Here is a 21,039-nt window from a genome sequence, read left to right on the forward strand (position 1 = left end):
TCGATACCGCAGCGAAAGTCCGCTTTCCGCCGATTCTGTTGAAAAACACCGTGTTGCTGGCGCAGAAAGTATTGCTTTAGACACAGCGCGAGCGCCTTTTCTATCAGGCTTTGCGCGTTTGCTGCGGTGCAGGAAAGATCTTGGCTAGTTTGCGGAGGTTTTGGACGGTTGCAGCGAGTAAAAATTCGTCATTTGCGCCGTTCGGCCCACGCAATCGCAATCGTCCCAATCCGAGGATGCGTTTGAGGTGGGCAAAAAGCATCTCGACCTTCTTTCTGAGCCGCATCGAGACCACATATTGCTTGGTTTTGGCGATATCGCGGGCGACCTGACGGGCGTCTTCGTCAGGTTCGCGGTTGATCGTTCGAATGCTCTGGTCCGGACAGCATTTTGCTTTTGAAGGGCAATCTTGACAGGTCAGCTTCAGAGCACGATATCGCATTGTACCTTTGCCCGATGGGCCACGATTTGGATCAGAATAATTGCGCCGGAACTGCTTGAGGTCGTGCCCTTCTGGGCAAATGTATCGATCATTTTCTTGATCCCATTCAAAGTCATCACGTGACCAAACGCCTTCTGCTTTTTTGGCCTGGTCGATGACTGGGATATGGGGTGCGATGCCACGCTTGACCAACCAACCGAGCATTGGACCTGTTCCATAGGCGGTGTCTGCGATCAACCGTTCTGGATCAATGTCGTGCCGGTCTTTGATCCGATCTAGCATGGTGCGCACTGACCCAACTTCGGCCTGTCGGATCGATCTGGAGCCTTCGACATCAACGATCACGCTGTGGTCGGTGTCGATCAGATAATTGGTTGAATAGCTAAAGAACGCAGGCCCTTTGCGCGCTGCAGTCCACTGGCTGGCGGGATCAGAATGCGATGTGAACTTAGGCTTCACCTCTGATGCGGCACCAAAGGCAGCATCGTCCAAGACGTCCAAATACTCCTTCACAGCTCGTGGCGCATCGCTGGGATTGATGGCGCTTATGTCCCAATCTTCCTTCGGTGTGGAGTTCTGTTTATTCGCGTCCGCTTCAATCAAACTGGCGTCGGCAGCAAGACGTTGGCCGCTGACCAAGCCATCCGCGATGCACCGTGCAACAGTCTTTTCGAATAGATGCCGCAGCAGCGCGCTCTCACGAAAACGGCCATGGCGGTTCTTGGAAAATGTAGAATGGTTCGGCACCGGATCAGATAAATCGAGGCGACAGAACCAACGATAGGCGAGGTTCAGATGCACCTCTTCGCACAACCGGCGCTCTGATCTGATACCGAAGCAATAGCCAACCAGCAGCATCCGGATCAGCAGTTCCGGATCAATCGACGGGCGACCTGTATGGCTGTAAAACTCAGCTAGGTATTGTCGAATGTCATCCAGATCGACGAACCGATCAATCGACCGCAGCAGATGATCTTGCGGGACATGCTCTTCCAGAGAAAACTCATAAAACAGTGCCGCCTGTGCTTCCTGCTTCGGTCCCATCATCGCCAAATCTCCCGCTACCGTAGACAAATTGAATCAGTCACAGGTCCTCAAATCAAGAAGAGTTTTTCAACAGAATTCGCCAATGCTGCTTCTCGCTGCGATTGCAGCCAATCACAAGCAGTCCTTGGAGTTAGTCCCAGCGCGGGTCTACTTTTCCTGCGCCATCAAATAAGGCCGCGTCAAGTTGTAGCTCTGAAGACCACAGGAAGCGGAGAACGGACACAAAGCTCTTACAATGTCCAAAAGTACCGCGCCCAAGCCGACCAAGAATCGTCATCAAAACGCGCGCAACAGTGTAGGGAACAGAACAAGACCAGAACGTGAAAGTGCCAAACAAAGTGCCAAACAGCTACATTTTGGCAGTTCATCAACGTTTAAGCGTCTGGGAAAGTTCAATAAAATCAAGGTGGTGCGGGTGAAGGGACTCGAACCCCCACGCCATAGGCGCCAGAACCTAAATCTGGTGCGTCTACCAATTCCGCCACACCCGCATTGCGTGCCTCATAGCAAAGGCAAATGACCAGCGCCAGACGTAAAATGCATCAAATATGTTTGAAAGCGCGATTTTGTGAAAAATCCTCCAAAACCACACACGCATAGCCCATGGCGGTGCGAGGATCGTTGTGAAATGCGCGCAGTGATTGGCAGAAGTTGGAAAAGATTACAGCGTGAAACCATTACAAACCAAGCGTCTTGAACACCTTGGGTAATGCGTCGGGCAGGTCCTCTGCAATAAGTCCCGCTCCAAAGCTCAGCGCACATTCGGTGTGCAAGTAGGCGGCAGTGTCAGCGGCATCATGCGGTGCAAATCCACGCGCCATCAGCCCCGTGATGAAACCAGCTAAAACGTCGCCTGCCCCAGCCGTCGCAAGCCACGGTGCGGAACGCACATAGAGTGACGCGTTGATCGACGCTCTCCCCTCGGGACTTGCGATGACTGTATCGGGGCCTTTGAACAGGACCGTGCAGCCCGCGCGTTTCGCAGCGTCGCGTGTGGCGTCGACTTTTGAATAGGCGGGGCCTGTCGCGGCTGGGGCGTCGAGTTTGGCGGCAATGTCTGGAAACAGGCGCTTGAATTCGCCGACATGGGGCGTGAGCACGCAATTTGCGTGCAGTTTGGCAAAGATGCCCGCATCTCGAGACAAGAGTGTGAGAGCATCGGCATCTAGCACGGTGCGTCGACCCGCGCCCAATGCCACCTCGACCAGCTTGGCGGCGCGCGCATCCAGACCAAGCGCGGGACCGAGGCAGAGCACGTTGATGCGCGCATCTCGCAAGGCGCGCCTAAGCGCCTGCGGACCATCGACCTCAGCGAGCATAATCGCGGTGAGTTGCATGGCATTTTCAAGCATGGCGGATTTTGGCGAGCCGACAGTGACCACCCCTGCCCCGATCCGCAAAGCCCCGCGAGCCGCCAGACGCGCAGCACCTGTTTGACCCGCAGGACCAGAGAGAACAAGCGCGTGACCGTGAGAGAATTTGTGGGAATCTGCGCGCTTTGCAAGGCCAAGATGATGGCCGGTCTTTAATTTAACCACATCGTTTGGCGGTATATGCGGGTGAGACCAGTTCTCAAGACCGATATCCGCGACGACCGTTTTTTGTGCCCCAATTGGGCCTTGGGCAAGCACATGCCCAAGCTTCATCCGATGAAAGCTCACCGTTAAGTTGGCCCTGACACATTGATCTAATGAGGTACCCGTGCGTCCTAAATACACCCCACTGTCTGCGCAAATGCCCGATGGGATATCGACCGACACGACTTTTGGTCGGTTGCCATGAAACGATCCAGCTTGCCAAGAATTCAGTTTGCTCTGCACGCGCGCAAGGCTAAAAAATGGACGCGTCAGGCCCGTGCCAAAGATGGCATCCACGGCCAAAGCTGTTTCAGGATTATTTTCTGCGTAGCTGTCAATCACGTCTTCTGTCAGTGCTTCAACCTTACCCAATTCACACCAGCGCTCATAGTTTGTGCGCGCGTCTGGGGGCAGCTTGTCAGGATCACCGTAGAGAAAAACATCCACATCCCAGCCTTGGTGCTTGAGCAATCGCGCGATGACGAAACCATCGCCACCATTGTTGCCGGGACCGCACAGAACGACGGCTTTGTGGGATGTTGCTGCCAATGTGGGCCATTCTTGAAAAACGGCCCCCACCACGCCATGACCCGCGCGCTCCATTAATTCTAGGCCCGTGACCGTTCCCGAGGCGATGACCGCCTGCTCAATGGCGCGCATTTGTGCAGATGTCAGAAGTTCGGTCATAAAATACTCATATAGTTTTCATTTCGCACATTAAACGATCACTTCGCCTAAATATTATGCAAATTGGTGTAAATTCAAGGAGCAGATATTCATGTCTGAGTGTAGTCGATTGTGACCCCAATTGAGAAGTGATCTGACACATATGAACGAATTTAAGGGAGTCTAAGGTCCATGAAAAAGATCGAAGCGATCATCAAGCCTTTCAAACTCGACGAAGTGAAAGAAGCGCTGCAAGACATCGGCGTCCAAGGTCTTTCTGTTGTCGAGGTCAAAGGTTTTGGGCGCCAAAAAGGCCACACAGAATTGTACCGCGGTGCGGAATACGTTGTGGACTTCCTGCCCAAGGTTAAAATCGAGGTCGTTTTGTCTGACGACCAAGTTGACGGCGCTATTGAGGCGATCGTGTCAGCTGCGAAAACAGACAAAATCGGCGATGGTAAGATTTTCGTGTCGCCTGTCGAACAGGCCATTCGTATTCGTACTGGTGAGTCTGGCGAAGACGCGCTGTAAGCATAGAGCGGCTTCATTTGAGGCTGTTTTTTCCAATCAATACACAATTTTAAGGGGATAAGGTCACCATGAGCATCGCAAACGTTCTTAAGACCATCAAAGACGAAGAAGTTCAGTACGTGGACGTTCGTTTCACCGACCCACGCGGCAAGTTGCAGCACGTCACATTGCGCTACACGGAAGTTGACGCTGACTTCCTTGAAGAAGGCTTTATGTTTGACGGCTCTTCCATCGCTGGCTGGAAATCCATCGACAAATCCGACATGAAATTGATCCCAGACACTGAATCAATTTACATCGACCCTTTCTACGCGGAAAAAACACTGTGTATTCACTGTTCCGTTGTTGAGCCTGACACACGTGAGCCATATGAGCGTGACCCACGCTCTGTTGCATCCAAAGCCGAAGCTTACCTCAAAGCATCTGGCATCGGTGATACAGCATACTTTGGCCCAGAAGCTGAGTTTTTCTTGTTCGACGATGTGCGTTTCCAAGTGTCCATGAACAAAGTTTCTTACCAAGTCGACGCGCTCGACGGTGCATGGAACTCTGACACAGAATACGAAATGGGCAACACTGGCCACCGTCCTGGCATCAAAGGCGGGTACTTCCCAGTCAACCCAATCGATGACGCACAAGATATTCGCGGTGAAATGCTGACAACAATGGCCAACATGGGCATGAAAGTCGACAAACACCACCACGAGGTTGCATCTTGTCAGCACGAGCTTGGTTTGATCTTTGGCACGCTTACAAAGCAAGCTGATGACATCCAAAAATACAAATACGTTGTACACAACGTAGCGCAAGCTTACGGCAAATCTGCGACATTCATGCCAAAGCCAATCGCTGGTGACAACGGCACAGGCATGCACGTGAACATGTCCATCTGGAAAGATGGCAAGCCATTGTTCGCAGGCGACAAATATGCTGATCTGTCTCAAGAAGCGCTGTACTTTATCGGCGGTATCTTGAAGCACGCGAAAGCACTGAACGCGATCACAAACCCATCAACAAACTCTTACAAGCGTTTGATCCCTGGTTTTGAGGCCCCTGTTTTGCGCGCCTATTCTGCGTCAAACCGCTCTGGCTGTGTCCGTATCCCGTTCTCAGAATCTCCCAAAGCAAAACGCGTTGAAGCACGTTTCCCTGATCCAGCAGCCAACCCATACTTGTGCTTCGCAGCCTTGTTGATGGCTGGCCTTGACGGCATCAAAAACAAAATCGATCCGGGCCCCGCGTCTGACAAAGATCTCTACGACCTTCCAGCGGAAGAACTCGCAGCGATCCCAACAGTTTGTGGGTCTTTGCGCGAAGCTTTGGACGCACTTGCAGCAGACATGGACTTCCTCACAGCGGGCGACGTGTTCACAAAAGACCAACTTCAGGGCTACATGGATTTGAAATGGGAAGAAGTGTACGCTTACGAGCACACACCACACCCAATGGAATACAAAATGTACTACTCCTGCTAATCGCTGGAACAGTCACAAATTTTGGAACGGGCGCCTCAAAAGGGCGCCCTTTTCTTTTGGGTAAATGGCTTTTTAGATAGATGGACACAAAGCGATCCCGACAGGGCGCGGCTGACGTTTCAACCCAACGCTTTTTGCGCCAAATCTGATAGCCTGCGCGCGGCCTCTTTCACGCAGGTTATATCCGCCTCATCCCAGCGGCGCGCATGTTGATGCACTGCGGAAATGCCTCCAACAGCCGCCTGCCCCACATGAAATGGAACCCCGATATAGGCCATGATGCCCATCTCACGCACCGCACCAGATTTGGCCAACAAAGGATGAGATAACGTGTCATCACACACCAACATGCGGTCCATATCCGTCACCAGATGACCGATGGTATGGCGTGGCTGTAACACGCGATCCAAAGGCCGTTGCACGGGTTTTCCACTGTGCGCAACAATATGTAGACCGCCCGGTTTTGACACCCAAACGACAACACCAGACGATTGCACAGCGTCTCGTACAGCACCAACAAGCGCCACGACGTCTGGATCATTCACTTCAAACATAGGCACCTCATACTTTGACATCGATTAATATCATATTTCGATATTTTTTTCACACCAAAACACACATCAAAGCCAAGAAAAGCGTGCCGCTCTTGCCCCCACCCGCTGTTCGTTCTAAAGACGCGACAACTCCTAATCAGATACAGAAGGGCATACCTATGATCCCCCGTTACTCCCGCAAAGAGATGGTCGACATCTGGGAACCCGCAACCAAATTCAAAATCTGGTACGAAATCGAAGCGCACGCCTGTGATGCGATGGCTGATCTGGGTGTCATCCCACGTGAAAACGCCGACGCTGTTTGGAAAGCCAAAGATGTCGAATTCGACGTCGCACGTATCGATGAAATCGAAGCTGTCACCAAACACGATGTGATCGCATTCTTGACGCACCTCGCAGAACATGTCGGCTCTGACGAAGCACGTTTTGTGCACCAAGGCATGACCTCTTCTGACGTTCTTGATACATGTCTCAACGTGCAGCTTGTGCGCGCATCAGACATCTTGATCAAAGATCTGGAAAACCTACTGGCCGCGTTGAAAAAACGCGCGCTTGAGCACAAAAACACCGTACGTGTCGGTCGCTCACACGGCATCCACGCGGAACCCACAACAATGGGCCTGACGTTTGCACGTTTCTATGCTGAAATGGACCGCAACTTGGCACGCCTCAAAGCGGCCCGTTCCGAAATCAGCACGGGTGCTATTTCTGGCGCGATCGGTACATTCGCCAACGTTGATCCGCGTGTTGAAGAACACGTATGTGAAAAACTCGGCCTCACACCAGAACCGATTTCCACACAAGTGATCCCGCGTGATCGCCACGCCATGTTCTTTGCTGTGCTTGGCGTGATTGCGTCTTCGATGGAAAACATCGTGATCGAAATCCGTCATATGCAACGCACAGAAGTGCTTGAAGGTGCGGAATTCTTCTCAATGGGTCAAAAAGGCTCGTCCGCGATGCCGCACAAAAAGAACCCTATCCTGACCGAGAACCTCACAGGTCTTGCGCGTCTCGTGCGCATGACTGTGATCCCTGCGATGGAAAACGTGGCCTTGTGGCACGAGCGCGATATCTCGCACTCCTCCGTTGAACGCACCATCGCGCCAGATGCCACGATCACGCTGGATTTCGCGCTCAACCGCCTGACAGGTGTGATCGACAAGATGTTGATCTTCCCACAAAACATGCTCGACAACATGAACAAATTCCCTGGATTGGTCATGTCGCAGCGCGTGCTTTTGGCGCTCACTCAAGCGGGCACAAGCCGCGAAGCTGCTTATTCTATGGTGCAACGCAACGCTTTGAAAGTCTGGGAAGAACGCCTTGATTTCCAAGAGCTTTTGCTCGCGGACAAAGAAGTCGTCGCAGCATTGGGCGAAGATGGCATCCGTGAAAAATTCGACATGGAATACCACACCAAACACGTGGACACGATTTTCAAACGCGTCTTTGGCTAAGCCCCTTCGGGACTGCCCTTGGCTTTTGAGACCAGTCACAACCAACGCCCGCCTCGGTTTTTCCGGCGCGGGCGTTTTTCTTTTCAATTCATCTAAAATTTAATGCAATTTCAGCAGGCTGGTAGCTTTGCGTTAAGGTTGATCGTGCAGGTTGGTCCCAAGATAAAACTAGGACGAGGCACAGGCGTGGACGGACTTCCTCAAGATTTTGGCGACATGGGCGCCCTGCCCGACCTTGGCTCATTCGGTGACACAAATGATATGGGCGATTTTGGCGGCTTTGATATGCCAGAAACCATCACCCGTATGCCCGTGGCGCTTTCCAAAAAAGCAAAAGCGGCCGTCATCGTGCGCCTGTTGTCCACCGAAGATGTCAAATTACCACTCTCGACCTTTCCAGAATCCATGCAGGTCGATCTGGCACACCAAATGACCGAGTTGCGCTATATCGACAAAGATACACTGGCAAGCGTCGTCGAAGAATTCCTCGCCGAACTCGAAGCCATCGGCCTGTCCTTTCCTGGCGGGCTTGAGGGCGCTTTAAACGTGCTTGAGGGCACGATTTCCGCGTCTACATCCGCCAAATTGCGCAAAAATGCCGGCTTCTCTTTGACCGGCGATCCGTGGGAACGCATCGCAGATTTAGAACCCGCACGCGTCCTTCCTATTCTCGAAGCGGAAAGTATCGAAGTGGGCGCCGTTTTACTGTCCAAATTAAAAGTCTCAAAATCGGCGCAACTGTTATCAATGCTGCCCGGCGATCGCGCCCGTCGAATTGCTTATGCTATTTCGCTCACATCGGCCATTGCACCAGACGTTGTTCAGCGTATCGGCATTTCCATCGCCGCGAAACTTGATGCACAACCCGCCAAAGCCTTTAAAGACGCACCAACCGAACGCGTCGGTGCAATTTTGAATTTCTCCGCTTCATCAACCCGCGACGGTGTCCTCGAGGGACTGGATGAGACCGACAAAGAATTCGCCGAAGAAGTGCGCAAAAATATCTTCACCTTTGCCAATATCGCAACGCGTGTGGATGGCCGTGATATCTCAAAAGTTGTCCGTGGCGTCGAACAAGATATGTTGATCAAAGCGCTTGCAGGGGCCACCGGCAATGCAGCCGTATCAACCGAATTCATCTTAACCAACATGTCCAAACGCATGGCAGACGGCATGCGCGAAGAGATGGAAGCGCTCGGCAAAGTCAAAGAATCTGACGCAGAAGAAGCAATGAGCGCAGTCGTGGCAGGCGTTCGAGAACTTGAATCCGCTGGCGAAATCTTCTTACTGACCGGCGACGAATAACCCCTGTGCGCGGTTGCACTTTGATCCATATGGACCCGCCCGTCGCTGTCTCGTACTGTGATAGTTATGGTATGGTTTTCGCGTCAGTCCGCCGCTTCGCAGGGCATTCTTTTTGTCATGATGTCTGTGAGTTTTTTCTCACTCATGGATGCTATGGCCAAACAACTCGGCACTCAGGTGAACGTCAGTCAAGTGCTTTGGGCGCGCTATTTTGGACAGCTGGTGATCGTTTTGATCATTTGCGGCAAGCGCACGTTGCCTTTGCTCAGAACGCCACATCTGGGACTACAGGTTTTTCGGGCGACAATGCAATTGGGGGCCGCGACATGTTTTTTTATCGCGCTCAAGCACCAAGGCCTTGCTGAAGCCACAACCGTTGCCGATCTGGCACCAGTTTTTATCACACTTGCGGCAGCTTTGGTGTTGGGTGAAAAAATTGGCGTGCGACGTATTTTAGGTGTGCTTGCTGCACTGGTCGGTGCGCTGATCATCATTCGCCCTGGCTCTGACGTTTTTGCGCTCAGTTCACTTTGGCCGCTCGGCACTGCAGCTTGTATTGCAGCCTTTTCAATCACAACCCGCCACATAGGCAAAACGGAATCGCCGCTCACCGCGCTGCTGTATTCCGCTTTGATTTGCTCTGCTATCATGAGTTTGATTGCGCCAATGGCTTGGACACAACCCAATACGTCGGGCACAGTGATGATGATCGGGGTGGGCGTGATTGGCACGCTGGGGCAATTGATGATGATCAAAGCTTATGCCAGAGCGCCCGCATCCATCGTCGCCCCCTTTACTTATGCTGGGCTCATCACGGCAACGCTATGGGGTGTTTTGTTCTTTGATCAGTGGCCCGATATGTGGACCTGCATCGGCGCACTTGTGATCGTAACGGCGGGACTTTATGTCTGGCATAGGGAAGTGCGCGCACGCCCCCGCCGAACCTAACTTTTGATCGGCGCAAATCGACACACTGGACATAGATATGAAAATCAAACGCGGCGACATAGAAGGCAGCTTGAGCGATTATATTCAAAGCCTTGCGCTGCGCGGACTTTTCGGCACGATGAGGCTTTTGCCGTTCTCTCTACGTCTCAAACTCGTTGGGTTTGTGGTCTCGCGGATCATTTCGCCTTTGGCGGGCTATGGCGAGCGCGTGCGCGAGAATCTAGCTTTGGTCATGCCAGACTTACCCGAAAAAGAAATCAAACGGCTGATGCGCAGCGTGCCAGCAAGTGTTGGACGCACCTTTGCTGAAATTTATTCGGGCGCAGATTTCAAAGCCCATGCAAAAAATGCCAAGATCACAGGTGCAGGAATCAAAGACCTTGAGCAAGCAAAAGAACGCGGACAAGGCGTGATTTTCGTATCAGGGCACTTTGGCAATTATGATGTACCGCGCGCGGTATTATCTGAGCGTGGATTTAAGATGGGTGCGCTTTACAAGCCTTTCACAAACCCGTTTTTCAATGCCTACAATTGCAAAGCGATTTCTGAAATTTCCGAACCTATCTTTGCTTCCAAAGACCGGTCTGATTTGGCGAAAATGCTACGGTTTTTGAAATCCGGTGGAATGATGGGCATATTGATCGACATTCATACCAGTGGTGCACCGCATCTGGACTTTTTTGGCAAACAAGCTGCGACAGCAACATCAGCTGCAGATATGGCCCTAAAATATGGATTGGCATTGGTGCCCGTCTACGGCATCCGTCACAGTGATCACGGGGACTATGAGTTGGTGATTGAGCCACCGATCCCGCACAGCACCGCAATTGAAATGACACAGGCATTGAACGATTCGATTGAACGCCAAGCCCGTGCCTATATGGATCAGTATTTTTGGGTGCATCGGCGTTGGAAAGCCGAAACACGAAACCGGTCAAACCAGTAAACTGAAATCACAGCCGCTATAGAATAGCGTCTGCGACCAAGCCGACGGTGATCGCACCAATCGCTTCATTCGTATTTGGGTCTGTGAGGGTGACGGACACCTGCACTTGATACAAGCCAGTAGACGAATCAACTTCTAGATCCGAAATATGCATCGCCCCCACACCTTTGACGAAGGTTTCGGAATGCTTGGGTTCATCACCTTGCCAATAGTCCGAGGTTGCAGAGGACGCCGCAACATTTAGACCTTTGGCATCCATGACAAAAATCTCAGTGATGGAACCGCCAGCCTCGGCCACACGGTGACGCAAGAAATCGGCAGCGTCACTTTTCAACACGCCATCCACAAGCGGGTGCGTATCGGTTTCAACCTCAGCGCGCCACTGTTTGTCTTGTGCAATCACGTCATCATTGGTCAGATCTTTGTGCATCACATTGCGCACACGCACAGCGCTGAGCAGGGCTTCGTCCGAAACCCATGGTTCAATTTGTTGTTCGAAGTAGGCCTTGATGATGACTTCATTGTCATTGGCATGCGCAGCACCCAAGGGGGAAAGCATGAGCAGGCTTACGAGAAGATTTTTAAGTTTCATGTCGGTATCCTTATAAACACAAGGCAACATTTCCACCAAAACCTGAAAGAATTGTTTAACGGTGCTCAATTCTTGCGCAAAACGCACCGTTAAAGTGACCTATGGTAAATTTGGGATTAATCAATCCGAACCGCAGCAACAATATGACCAGGCAATTGGTTCACATCTTGCTGAAGGATAACCGCCACAGGATCAGCCGTTATTGTCGGCACATCAACCTGCAAAGGGGCCACGCCATCCCAATCTGCGACATAATTCCATGAGGTCACAACATTAGCGTAATCTATTGTTTTACCAGCGTTTTCACCCATACGGATCGTCACCTTTTCCAAGGGCCGAAACTGAACAACTTGCACACGCATCGCGGGGGGAAGCGGCCCTAGCGGCACCATAGAAATGGTCAGGGCATCCTCAATACGCGTCGCTGAAAGGGCGACAGACGTAGGTCCTGCTTTGCTACGATGATCCATGATGAGGTCGGCCAATTCCATCGGCTTAAACCCAACGATATGATCGACACCGCTGACAATCATCTGAGGCGTGTAAATCGTGCGATGCCCCGCAGCACGCGCATAGGCACGTTGGCGCAGGGTGAATTTAGGGTCCGCAAAGACGTCTTTCCAGCCAATGTAATCCCAGTAATCCACATGGAGCGCGAGAGCGATCACATCATCTCGCTTTGCCACTTTGGAAAATAAAGCATCCGCAGGTGGGCACGACGAGCACCCTTGTGAGGTGAACAATTCCACCACAACAGCCGGACGAGACACAGCATCTTGCGCCGAGCTTGATAAGGGCACAAGGCTAAGCCCTGCCCCCAGTGCCGTAGCCGCAACAAAACCAAGCGCACGCGCTATAGGGTTTCGGTGTGAATGATGTGGCAAGGCGTGTCTCATACGAGCTCCAGATTGCAATGAACGTGTTCTACCCTGTCCAAGCTGCTGTGACCAATCAAGCAATTGCGAGAAAGCGTTACAGAAAACCAACCAGTGCGTGATCATTGACGCACCGAAGTGCGTATTCTTGGCGATGTGCGGCATGAAACCGAGTCAATCATACCTGACTAAAATACTAATTTCATCAATTGTGTACAATGGCATACAAATTGAACGGAAAGCCTCTTGATTGGACGCGACAGATGGGCCAAAAGCAAGCAAGCCAACCTTTTCATGCATCAAGGGAGCCACCCCATGACAGTTGTTGTCGGACATGACACCGCAAAAACACGCCGTACGCTCGACGTAAACGGCAAAAAAATCGCCTACTATTCCATTCAAGCCGCGACAGACGCAGGCCTTGGTGACTTCACCAAATTGCCAGCCGCTTTGAAAGTTGTTCTTGAAAACATCTTGCGCTTTGAAGATGGCGGGTTTTCCGTTTCTACAGACGACATCAAAGCCTTTTCGGAATGGGCTGACAAAGGCGGCAACAATCCCCGCGAAATCGCTTACCGCCCTGCTCGTGTTTTGATGCAGGATTTCACCGGCGTTCCTGCCGTTGTTGATTTGGCTGCGATGCGTGACGGGATCAAATCTTTAGGCGGCAGCGCTGCAAAGATTAACCCACTTGTGCCAGTTGATCTGGTGATCGACCACTCTGTGATGATCGACGAATTTGGCAACCCACGTGCGTTCCAAATGAACGTTGACCGCGAATATGAGCGCAACATGGAACGCTACCAGTTCCTTAAATGGGGTCAGACTGCGTTTGAAAACTTCCGTGTTGTGCCTCCGGGCACAGGCATTTGTCACCAAGTGAACGTGGAATACCTCGCGCAAACTGTATGGTCCGACAAAGATCAAAACGGCGAAGACGTGGCCTACCCTGACACGCTCGTTGGTACAGATTCCCACACAACTATGGTCAACGGTTTGGCTGTTTTGGGTTGGGGCGTTGGTGGGATTGAGGCCGAAGCCGCGATGCTTGGTCAGCCGATCTCTATGTTGATCCCAGAAGTTGTTGGGTTCAAGCTGACAGGCGCAATGGTTGAGGGCACAACAGCCACCGACCTCGTGCTGAAAGTTGTTGAAATGCTGCGCGCCCACGGCGTGGTTGGCAAATTCGTTGAATTCTACGGCGAAGGTTTGGACAAACTGCCACTCGCAGATCGTTCAACCATCGCCAACATGGCACCAGAATACGGCGCGACATGTGGGTTCTTCCCAATCGATAACGAAACAATCCGTTACCTGAAACAAACCGGCCGTGACGAAGACCGCGTTGCTTTGGTTGAAGCTTACGCCAAAGAAAACGGTTTCTGGCGCGGTGATGATTACGCACCTGTGTACTCATCTACTTTGTCTCTCGATATGGGTGAAATCGTTCCTGCGATCTCTGGTCCAAAACGCCCACAAGACTATGTGGCATTGACCGCTTCCAAAGCTGCATTTGCACATGAAATGGAAGACACATTCAAACGTGAGCAAGGCAAAGAAGTTGCTGTTGCTGGCGAAGATTACACCATGTCTTCAGGCAAGGTTGTGATCGCATCCATCACATCTTGTACAAACACATCAAACCCTTACGTTATGATCGGTGCTGGTCTAGTGGCCCGCAAAGCGCGCGCTTTGGGTCTGAACCGCAAACCTTGGGTGAAAACATCTTTGGCCCCTGGTTCGCAAGTTGTGACAGAATACTTGGAGGCCGCAGGCCTGCAAGAAGACCTAGATGCCATCGGTTTCAACCTTGTTGGTTACGGCTGTACGACATGTATCGGTAACTCTGGTCCAATCCAAAAAGAACTGTCAGATGCCATCGCCGAAGGCGATCTTGTGGCAACGGCTGTTCTGTCTGGTAACCGTAACTTTGAAGGCCGTATCAGCCCCGATGTGCGCGCCAACTACCTTGCGTCTCCGCCCCTCGTGGTGGCTTACGCTTTGGCGGGTGACATGAACATCGACCTGACAACTGAGCCTTTGGGCACAGATAAAGACGGCAACGATGTATACCTCAAAGATATCTGGCCCACCAATGCGGAAATTTCTGAACTTGTTGAAAGAACAGTGACACGCGAAGCCTTCCTTAAGAAATACGCCGACGTGTTCAAGGGCGATGAGAAATGGCAAGCGGTCGAAGTATCTGGCGGCGAAACATACGATTGGCCAGCAGAGTCCACCTACATCCAAAACCCACCTTACTTCCAAGGCATGGCAGCGGGCAAAGGCACGATCAAAAACGTTGAAGGCGCCAAAGTTTTGGCCATCTTGGGTGACATGGTCACAACCGACCACATTTCCCCTGCGGGCGGTTTCGCGCAATCCACACCAGCTGGCAAACTCTTGCTGGAAAAAGGCGTGGCAGTGCGTGAATTCAACTCCTACGGCTCACGTCGTGGCAACCACGAGATCATGATGCGCGGCACATTCGCCAACATTCGCATCAAAAACGAAATGCTCGATGGTGTTGAAGGCGGCTACACAAAAGGCCCAGATGGCGCACAAGCCTCAATCTACGATGCGTCTATGGCGTACCAAGCCGAAGGCACACCATTGGTTGTGTTTGCTGGCGAACAATACGGTGCAGGGTCTTCACGTGACTGGGCAGCCAAAGGCACAGCCCTTTTGGGTGTCAAAGCCGTGATCGCGCAAAGCTTTGAGCGTATTCACCGGTCCAACTTGGTCGGCATGGGCGTTGTTCCTTTCGAATTCACTGGCGGCGACAACCGCAAATCTTTGGGTTTGACAGGCGATGAGACTGTAACAATCCTTGGCCTTGATAGCGTTTCCCCGCTGCAAGACCTGACAGCGAACATCACATACGCAGACGGCACGACAAAAGACATCACAGTCAAATGTCGTATCGATACAGCGCCTGAGATTGAATACATCGAAAATGGCGGCGTTTTGCACTACGTGCTGCGCAATCTTGCCAAAGAAGCGTAAATAAAACGTTTCTTATTAAAGACGACAAAGGCCCTGCATCCACTGTGGGGCCTTTCTCTTTTGCTGGTTGAACTTAGCCCCTGCAACGCAGTGGCATACCCCCATTTTGTCTAAAATGGCTGCACATATTTTGAATGTTTCTTAATCTGGTTCTGCTTTGATAACGCGATACGTTGCCGGAGGTGAACCTAATGAGTCTGCAAAAAATTCTACCCGAAACGACAGAACACAAAATCGAAATTCCGAAACTCGTGAATATCCTCATCGTCGATGATCGTCGATTGGACCGCGCATGTCTCAGACGCATTTGCCATGCCCTCGATTTTGAGGTCAACGTCACCGAAGCAGGATCTTTGATAGAAATGAGCGCCGCACTTCGGCATTCTACATTTGATTTGGTTTTCCTAGATTTCCACATGCCAGACGGCAACGGCTTGCTGGCGATGAAAATTATTCAATTTGATATGCGTAACAAACATGCGGCGATTGTCATGGTCACCGGCGACTCTGATGCAGATATCGTAATCGGTGCCATGCAAAATGGGTGTCACGACTTTATCAACAAAGACGCTGTTTCAAGAGAATCCGTGCGACGTGCCACCCTGAATGCCTTGCAAAAAGTATCGCTCAACAATGGGTTAAAAACCCAAACTGCGATGCGTACAGATGTCGAATCTGTGTTGGATCATTTCACCCAACAATGCATCGAAGAATTTCACCCCATGCTGTTCAATATGCTGCGCCACGTGCGTAGTCTTCAAGCCGTCAAGCAGGACGAAGACAAATTCAAAGCAGCCATGCAGCAGATCGAAAACATTTGCGCCCGCCTGTTCGACTTTATGGACGACATCGAACATCAAGATCGCAAAGCTCATGCGTTCAAATACGCAAAGGTGGCTCCCAGTAATCCATCAACTCAACCAAAACCGGCAGAGCCAATCCCAATCAGGCCAAAACTTTTGGGGCACCACCCCAGCCAAGCCGCCGATTAAAAGGCGCTTTGCTATGTCACATGCATAACGTCACAAAGCGCCATGTAGACCAACCAAATAGGCCGACTGCTATATGGCCTTTTTCAAAGTTTCCATCCCACGCGCCTCAAACGCTTGGAGCGCCTCAAGATCCAGAGCGTCATTCACACGGTTGAACCAGCTTTTGACATTGTCAAAATCAGGCGTCAAATGCGGTGCCCATTGAAAAGCTGATGCTATAATGATGTCTGCAAGTGTTATTTTATCACCTAAAAAGAACTGCTTACCTCCCAATCCTTTGGTAAGACACTCCCCAACCTCCGTCATCGTACGAAAGGCGCCAATCATAGCAGGGTGACGGATTTCAGAAAAATGCGCCACCATCGCAGGTTCGACCACACCACCGTAATACATCATCCAAGACAGAAATGTGCCGCGGCCTTTTTCACCAACAGGGATGCTCAATGGTGCGCCATAAAGCTCGTCAAGATACATCATGATCGCAGCACTTTCGCGAATTTCTTCGCCTTCATCTGTGACCAAAAATGGTACTTTTCCTTCAGGGTGCGGGTTGTTTGGATCTGCACGCCCCGAGCCATCATTTCGAACAACGTCCACTATGACGACATTGACCTGATCCAACTTGCCCATAAGCAAAAGCTGCGCAATGACCCGTGAAGACCGAGTGTTTGGGGAATGATATAATGTTGGCATGGTATGACCTTTCAAGTTTGTCTTTTCGTGATGCGCCACATATGTCACCCTCTTCCTGACAATTCCTGTCAGTATGTATATGTGATATTTCGTCATGGCCAAATCAGATCGACTGTTCAGATTGCTTCACCTTATTCGCGGATTAACACCGCCCGTCACGGCTGCGCGTTTGGCAGCCGCGATGGAGGTCTCGGACCGCACGATATACCGCGACATCGATGCCTTGCGCGCGGCGGGGGCGCGGATCGAGGGCGAATCCGGACTTGGCTACACCATGACAGAAGACATCGCCCTGCCCCCGCAAACCTTTACACAAATCGAAATTGAGGCGCTCACTTTGGGTTTGTCTGATGTCAGCCAACGGGCTGATGCGGCACTGGCTGATGCAGCCAGTGCCGCGTTGACTAAAATACTGGCCACGTTGCCAGAACGCCAACAACGCCAAGCGGCCCATGCAGTCAATTTGGTGCATCGGTTTAACCGAGCAGAGACGCCGACCATTGATATGAACCTCTTGCGAGAATCGATGTGGGCCGAGGAAGCGTTGGATATAAAATATAAAGATATCAAGGATAGCGTAACAGACAGGCGGCTCTATCCTTTGGCGATTTCATATCATGATCGCGCAGTGATGCTATTGGCATGGTGCTGTGTGCGCCGTGATTTTCGGATGTTTCACGTTACACGAATTCAATCCTATGCCCGCGCCGGCGAGAGCTTTCGCCCTCGCCGTGTCGCGTTGTTGCGTGACTATCTTGCGGCGCTATATGCACGCGGCCAAGCCAGAGATTGCGACACATCTATTCCGCGGCAGCCTTTAGATTAACCCGATCAATCAAGTCTTTAGCGGTTTCAACCCGCTCAGAATAACGATCTGTCAGCGCAGGGCGCGAGCGTGCCATGTAGGTAAATTTGACCAATTCTTCCATCACATCCGTGATCCGCATCAAATAGGGCGACGGTTTCATTCGGCCCGCGTCATCAAATTCGTTCCACGCTTTGGCGATGGACGACTGATTGGGGATCGTAACCATCCGCATCCAACGGCCCAAAATACGCATCTGATTGACCGCATTAAAGCTTTGCGACCCACCGCAAACCTGCATCACCGCAAGCGTTTTGCCTTGGGTTGGGCGCACAGCCCCAAGCGAGAGAGGAATCCAATCGATCTGAGATTTCAAAATGCCCGTCATCGATCCGTGACGTTCGGGCGATGACCACACCATGCCCTCGGACCACTCGGCCAAGGCGCGTAGTTCGGCCACTTTGGGATGATCGGGCTCAACGGCATCGGGTAAAGGCAGGTCGCGAGGATCATAGATTTTCACCTCGCAGCCATACCATGTCAGCAAACGCGCGGATTCTTCTGCCGCTAAACGCGAAAATGATCGTTCGCGCAAAGACCCATACAAGATCAAAATACGCGGTGGGTGCCCGTCATCTTTGGCACTGGCATAATCGCGCCAATCAATTGGTTTGAGCAGAGTTTCATCAACAGCAGGCAAGGTATCCGTGGCGATGAATGTCATGGGGTCACCACTTCACCGTCTTCTTTGGTGTAGCTTTTGGGTGGGTTTTCCATGATCGAAAAGACTTTTTCAGAGGGGCGACACAGCGCCGTGCCTTTGGGCGTGATAACAAAAGGTCGATTGATCAAAATGGGGTCCTGCATCATCGCATCTAAAATCTGCGCTTCGGTCACCCCATCAGCCAAAAGCCCATGCTCTTTAGCCTCAGGTTGTTTGGCGCGTAAAGCTGTGTGCGCTGTTTCGCCTGCCGCGCTGATCATTGCACTCAATTCGGCGCGCGTTGGCGGTGTTTTGAGGTATTCAATCACCTCGATTTCAGCCCCAGAGGTTTGCAAGATGGCCAACGTGTTGCGCGAGGTGCCACATTTGGGATTGTGGTAAATTTTAATCATGATGTCAGATCCTTAGGCGTATTTTGCGAATTTGGGGGACAGCACGGCGCAAGCGTTTCAATCAATGAGGCACAGGCATCGGGGCGACCACCACAGCAATCTTCGAGTAGGAAATGCAGCAAGGCACTCAAGCCTTGCATGTCAGCGGTGTAAATAATGCTACGCCCGGCCCGAGTGCTAAAAATCAAACGCGCTTGTACCAAATGTGCGAGATTTTGCGAGGTTGTATTGGGTTTTGCCCCCAATGCCACTGCGATATCACCCGCTGCCATTCCAGTTGCGCCTGCCTTAATAAGCAAACGAAACGCATCAAGACGAAGCGGTTGACTGAGAGCAGCAAAGGCTGTGAGAGCTTGTGTTATGTCCATAATTCATGAAATATTGAAGTATAAATATGTAAGCAAGTCTAAAAATATGAAAACACAGTGTTTCTAAAAACAATCACGACATCTCAGACTATTTTAACATTGTTTGCCTATCCAAGGTGCATGATGAAATTTCTAACCTCACTCCCCTTACCCGTGACCGAGCTCATCATAGGCGCTGGCCTATTCGGAATATTGGTCCTAAACACCTGACCCCATTGTCATGCGCAGACCTGTGATTTAGCCTACGACAAACGTCATAGGGAGGACATCATGACAGAGCGCAAACAAGGTTTCGACACGCTGCAAATTCACGCAGGCACAGCCCCTGACCCCACTACAGGTGCGCGTCAGGTTCCGATTTATCAAACAACGGCATACGCGTTTCGCGATGCAGAACATGCAGCAAAACTGTTTAACCTCGAAGAAGTCGGGTATATTTATTCTCGTCTGACCAACCCCACTGTCGGCGCGTTGCAAAACCGTATTGCAGCGCTTGAGGGAGGGGTCGGTGCTGTCTGTTGCTCGTCAGGTCACGCGGCGCAAATCATGGCCCTGTTTCCCCTGATGCAGCCTGGCACAAATATTGTGGCCTCGACTCGCCTATACGGCGGTACATTGACGCAATTTAGCCAAACATTTAAACGCTTTGGCTGGTCTGCGACCTTTGTCGACTTTGATGATTTAGACGCTGTAAAAGCCGCGATTGACGACAACACGCGCGCGATTTTTTGTGAAACAATCGCCAACCCAGGCGGCTATATCACTGATCTCGACGCAGTGTCAGTCATCGCGAAAGACGCAGGCATCCCGCTGATCGTCGACAACACCACAGCCACCCCGTACCTGTGCCGCCCGTTTGACCATGGCGCGACTTTGGTGGTGCATTCGACCACCAAATACATGACAGGCAACGGCACGGTGACGGGCGGTTGTGTTGTAGATTCGGGTAATTTCGATTGGATGGCCTCTGATAAATTTCCATCCCTCAGCCAACCGGAACCTGCCTATCATGGCCTGTGTTTTGGCGCTGCTTTGGGACCTATGGCGTTCACATTCCACGGCATTGCCATTGGTCTGCGCGACCTCGGCATGACCATGAACCCACAAGGGGCGCATTACACTTTGATGGGGATCGAAACCCTGTCTTTGCGGATGCAACGCCATGTCGAAAACGCAGCTAAGGTGGCTGAATGGTTGGAAAAAGACGACCGCGTCGCGGCTGTAACTTATGCGGGATTGGCCTCGTCTCCCTATAAAGAGCGCATGAGCCGCATCTGCCCCAAAGGTGCTGGCGGCCTGTTCACTGTGGCACTTAAAGGCGGCTATGACGCTTGTGTCGCGACTGTCGATAAAATGGAATTGTTCAGCCATGTGGCAAACTTGGGCGACACGCGCAGCCTTGTGATCCACCCTGCATCCACAACGCACCGCCAGCTGTCTGAAGCCGAGCAAGTCAAAGCGGGCGCATCCCCCGATGTGTTGCGTCTGTCTATCGGGATTGAAGACGTGGCCGATATCATCGCTGATTTAGACCAAGCAATGTAATTGTGACGGTCAGACCAAGCAATGTAAATGCGACGGTCAGATCAAGCGGTTGCATGATATTATGCTGATATAAAACGACAAAACCCGCCCCAATGT

Annotated in this window: 19 protein-coding genes and 1 tRNA gene; 10 read left to right on the forward strand and 10 right to left on the reverse strand. The window is 51.6% G+C overall.

What is annotated here, in order from left to right; translation table 11 throughout:
* Positions 1-103 precede the first annotated feature (103 nt).
* The 3 genes from BM025_RS00095 to BM025_RS00105 all read right to left on the reverse strand — a co-directional run bounded on the left by BM025_RS00095 (position 104) and on the right by BM025_RS00105 (position 3,753).
* Complete coding sequence (locus tag BM025_RS00095; protein WP_085847506.1) at positions 104-1,489, reverse strand: IS1182 family transposase; 1,386 nt, start codon at positions 1,487-1,489, stop codon at positions 104-106.
* Between the two features lie 407 nt (positions 1,490-1,896).
* A tRNA-Leu gene (locus tag BM025_RS00100) sits at positions 1,897-1,980 on the reverse strand.
* Between the two features lie 186 nt (positions 1,981-2,166).
* Positions 2,167-3,753 (reverse strand): NAD(P)H-hydrate dehydratase, encoded by a 1,587-nt coding sequence (locus BM025_RS00105; protein ID WP_085847505.1) that lies wholly within the window; start codon positions 3,751-3,753, stop codon positions 2,167-2,169.
* A gap of 171 nt (positions 3,754-3,924) precedes the next feature.
* On the opposite strand from BM025_RS00105, the gene BM025_RS00110 reads away from it, so the two are divergent.
* Together BM025_RS00110 and glnA are read left to right on the forward strand one after the other, a co-directional pair.
* On the forward strand, positions 3,925-4,263 hold the full coding sequence (locus BM025_RS00110) for a P-II family nitrogen regulator (RefSeq protein WP_085847504.1): 339 nt from the start codon (positions 3,925-3,927) through the stop codon (positions 4,261-4,263).
* A 68-nt stretch (positions 4,264-4,331) separates the two neighbouring features.
* Positions 4,332-5,738 (forward strand): type I glutamate--ammonia ligase, encoded by a 1,407-nt coding sequence (gene glnA, locus BM025_RS00115; RefSeq protein ID WP_085847503.1) that lies wholly within the window; start codon positions 4,332-4,334, stop codon positions 5,736-5,738.
* 119 nt (positions 5,739-5,857) lie between these two features.
* Here the strand turns inward: glnA and BM025_RS00120 are convergent, their stop codons facing one another.
* Positions 5,858-6,313 (reverse strand): GAF domain-containing protein, encoded by a 456-nt coding sequence (locus tag BM025_RS00120; protein ID WP_085847502.1) that lies wholly within the window; start codon positions 6,311-6,313, stop codon positions 5,858-5,860.
* Between the two features lie 137 nt (positions 6,314-6,450).
* Between BM025_RS00120 and purB the strand changes: the two genes are divergently transcribed.
* The 4 genes from purB to BM025_RS00140 all read left to right on the forward strand — a co-directional run bounded on the left by purB (position 6,451) and on the right by BM025_RS00140 (position 10,951).
* Positions 6,451-7,752, forward strand: a complete 1,302-nt coding sequence (purB, locus tag BM025_RS00125; RefSeq protein WP_085847501.1) for an adenylosuccinate lyase — start codon at positions 6,451-6,453, stop codon at positions 7,750-7,752.
* A 186-nt stretch (positions 7,753-7,938) separates the two neighbouring features.
* Positions 7,939-9,057 (forward strand): flagellar motor switch protein FliG, encoded by a 1,119-nt coding sequence (locus BM025_RS00130; protein WP_244515359.1) that lies wholly within the window; start codon positions 7,939-7,941, stop codon positions 9,055-9,057.
* A gap of 66 nt (positions 9,058-9,123) precedes the next feature.
* Positions 9,124-10,005 carry a DMT family transporter gene (locus BM025_RS00135; protein WP_085847500.1) on the forward strand — a complete coding sequence of 294 codons (882 nt, stop codon included), beginning with the start codon at positions 9,124-9,126 and terminating at the stop codon, positions 10,003-10,005.
* 37 nt (positions 10,006-10,042) lie between these two features.
* The gene (locus BM025_RS00140) at positions 10,043-10,951 is read left to right on the forward strand and encodes a lysophospholipid acyltransferase family protein (protein WP_085847499.1); all 909 of its coding nucleotides are present in this window, start codon (positions 10,043-10,045) and stop codon (positions 10,949-10,951) included.
* A gap of 16 nt (positions 10,952-10,967) precedes the next feature.
* Here BM025_RS00140 and BM025_RS00145 read toward each other — a convergent pair whose 3' ends face one another.
* Together BM025_RS00145 and BM025_RS00150 are read right to left on the reverse strand one after the other, a co-directional pair.
* On the reverse strand, positions 10,968-11,543 hold the full coding sequence (locus BM025_RS00145) for a PDC sensor domain-containing protein (RefSeq protein ID WP_139204519.1): 576 nt from the start codon (positions 11,541-11,543) through the stop codon (positions 10,968-10,970).
* 116 nt (positions 11,544-11,659) lie between these two features.
* Positions 11,660-12,439, reverse strand: a complete 780-nt coding sequence (locus tag BM025_RS00150; RefSeq protein ID WP_085847579.1) for a DUF1223 domain-containing protein — start codon at positions 12,437-12,439, stop codon at positions 11,660-11,662.
* 294 nt (positions 12,440-12,733) lie between these two features.
* Here BM025_RS00150 and acnA point away from each other — a divergent pair, with 294 nt between their 5' ends.
* Positions 12,734-15,424 carry an aconitate hydratase AcnA gene (gene acnA, locus BM025_RS00155; protein WP_085847497.1) on the forward strand — a complete coding sequence of 897 codons (2,691 nt, stop codon included), beginning with the start codon at positions 12,734-12,736 and terminating at the stop codon, positions 15,422-15,424.
* A 191-nt stretch (positions 15,425-15,615) separates the two neighbouring features.
* Positions 15,616-16,416 (forward strand): response regulator, encoded by an 801-nt coding sequence (locus tag BM025_RS00160; protein WP_085847496.1) that lies wholly within the window; start codon positions 15,616-15,618, stop codon positions 16,414-16,416.
* 69 nt (positions 16,417-16,485) lie between these two features.
* Here BM025_RS00160 and BM025_RS00165 read toward each other — a convergent pair whose 3' ends face one another.
* Entirely contained in the window at positions 16,486-17,109 is a 624-nt protein-coding gene (locus tag BM025_RS00165) for a glutathione S-transferase family protein (protein ID WP_085847578.1), read from the reverse strand.
* A gap of 94 nt (positions 17,110-17,203) precedes the next feature.
* Here BM025_RS00165 and BM025_RS00170 point away from each other — a divergent pair, with 94 nt between their 5' ends.
* Positions 17,204-17,935 carry a helix-turn-helix transcriptional regulator gene (locus tag BM025_RS00170; protein WP_085847495.1) on the forward strand — a complete coding sequence of 244 codons (732 nt, stop codon included), beginning with the start codon at positions 17,204-17,206 and terminating at the stop codon, positions 17,933-17,935.
* Here the strand turns inward: BM025_RS00170 and arsH are convergent.
* The 3 genes from arsH to BM025_RS00185 are packed head-to-tail and all read right to left on the reverse strand — an operon-like array spanning position 17,910 to position 19,398.
* Positions 17,910-18,638 (reverse strand): arsenical resistance protein ArsH, encoded by a 729-nt coding sequence (arsH, locus tag BM025_RS00175; RefSeq protein ID WP_085847494.1) that lies wholly within the window; start codon positions 18,636-18,638, stop codon positions 17,910-17,912. The two genes, BM025_RS00170 and arsH, sit on opposite strands and share 26 nt — an antisense overlap.
* Entirely contained in the window at positions 18,635-19,030 is a 396-nt protein-coding gene (arsC, locus tag BM025_RS00180; protein ID WP_085847493.1) for an arsenate reductase (glutaredoxin), read from the reverse strand. The genes arsH and arsC overlap by 4 nt, the downstream gene beginning before the upstream one ends.
* Complete coding sequence (locus BM025_RS00185) at positions 19,027-19,398, reverse strand: ArsR/SmtB family transcription factor (RefSeq protein WP_085847492.1); 372 nt, start codon at positions 19,396-19,398, stop codon at positions 19,027-19,029. Before BM025_RS00185 ends, arsC begins: the two co-directional genes overlap by 4 nt.
* A gap of 270 nt (positions 19,399-19,668) precedes the next feature.
* On the opposite strand from BM025_RS00185, the gene BM025_RS00190 reads away from it, so the two are divergent.
* On the forward strand, positions 19,669-20,943 hold the full coding sequence (locus tag BM025_RS00190) for an O-acetylhomoserine aminocarboxypropyltransferase/cysteine synthase family protein (protein ID WP_170842074.1): 1,275 nt from the start codon (positions 19,669-19,671) through the stop codon (positions 20,941-20,943).
* The last annotated feature ends 96 nt before the right edge of the window (positions 20,944-21,039 follow it).

The sequence above is a fragment of the Pacificibacter marinus genome (assembly GCF_900109555.1).
In the GTDB taxonomy this organism is placed as follows: Bacteria; Pseudomonadota; Alphaproteobacteria; order Rhodobacterales; family Rhodobacteraceae; genus Celeribacter; species Celeribacter marinus_C.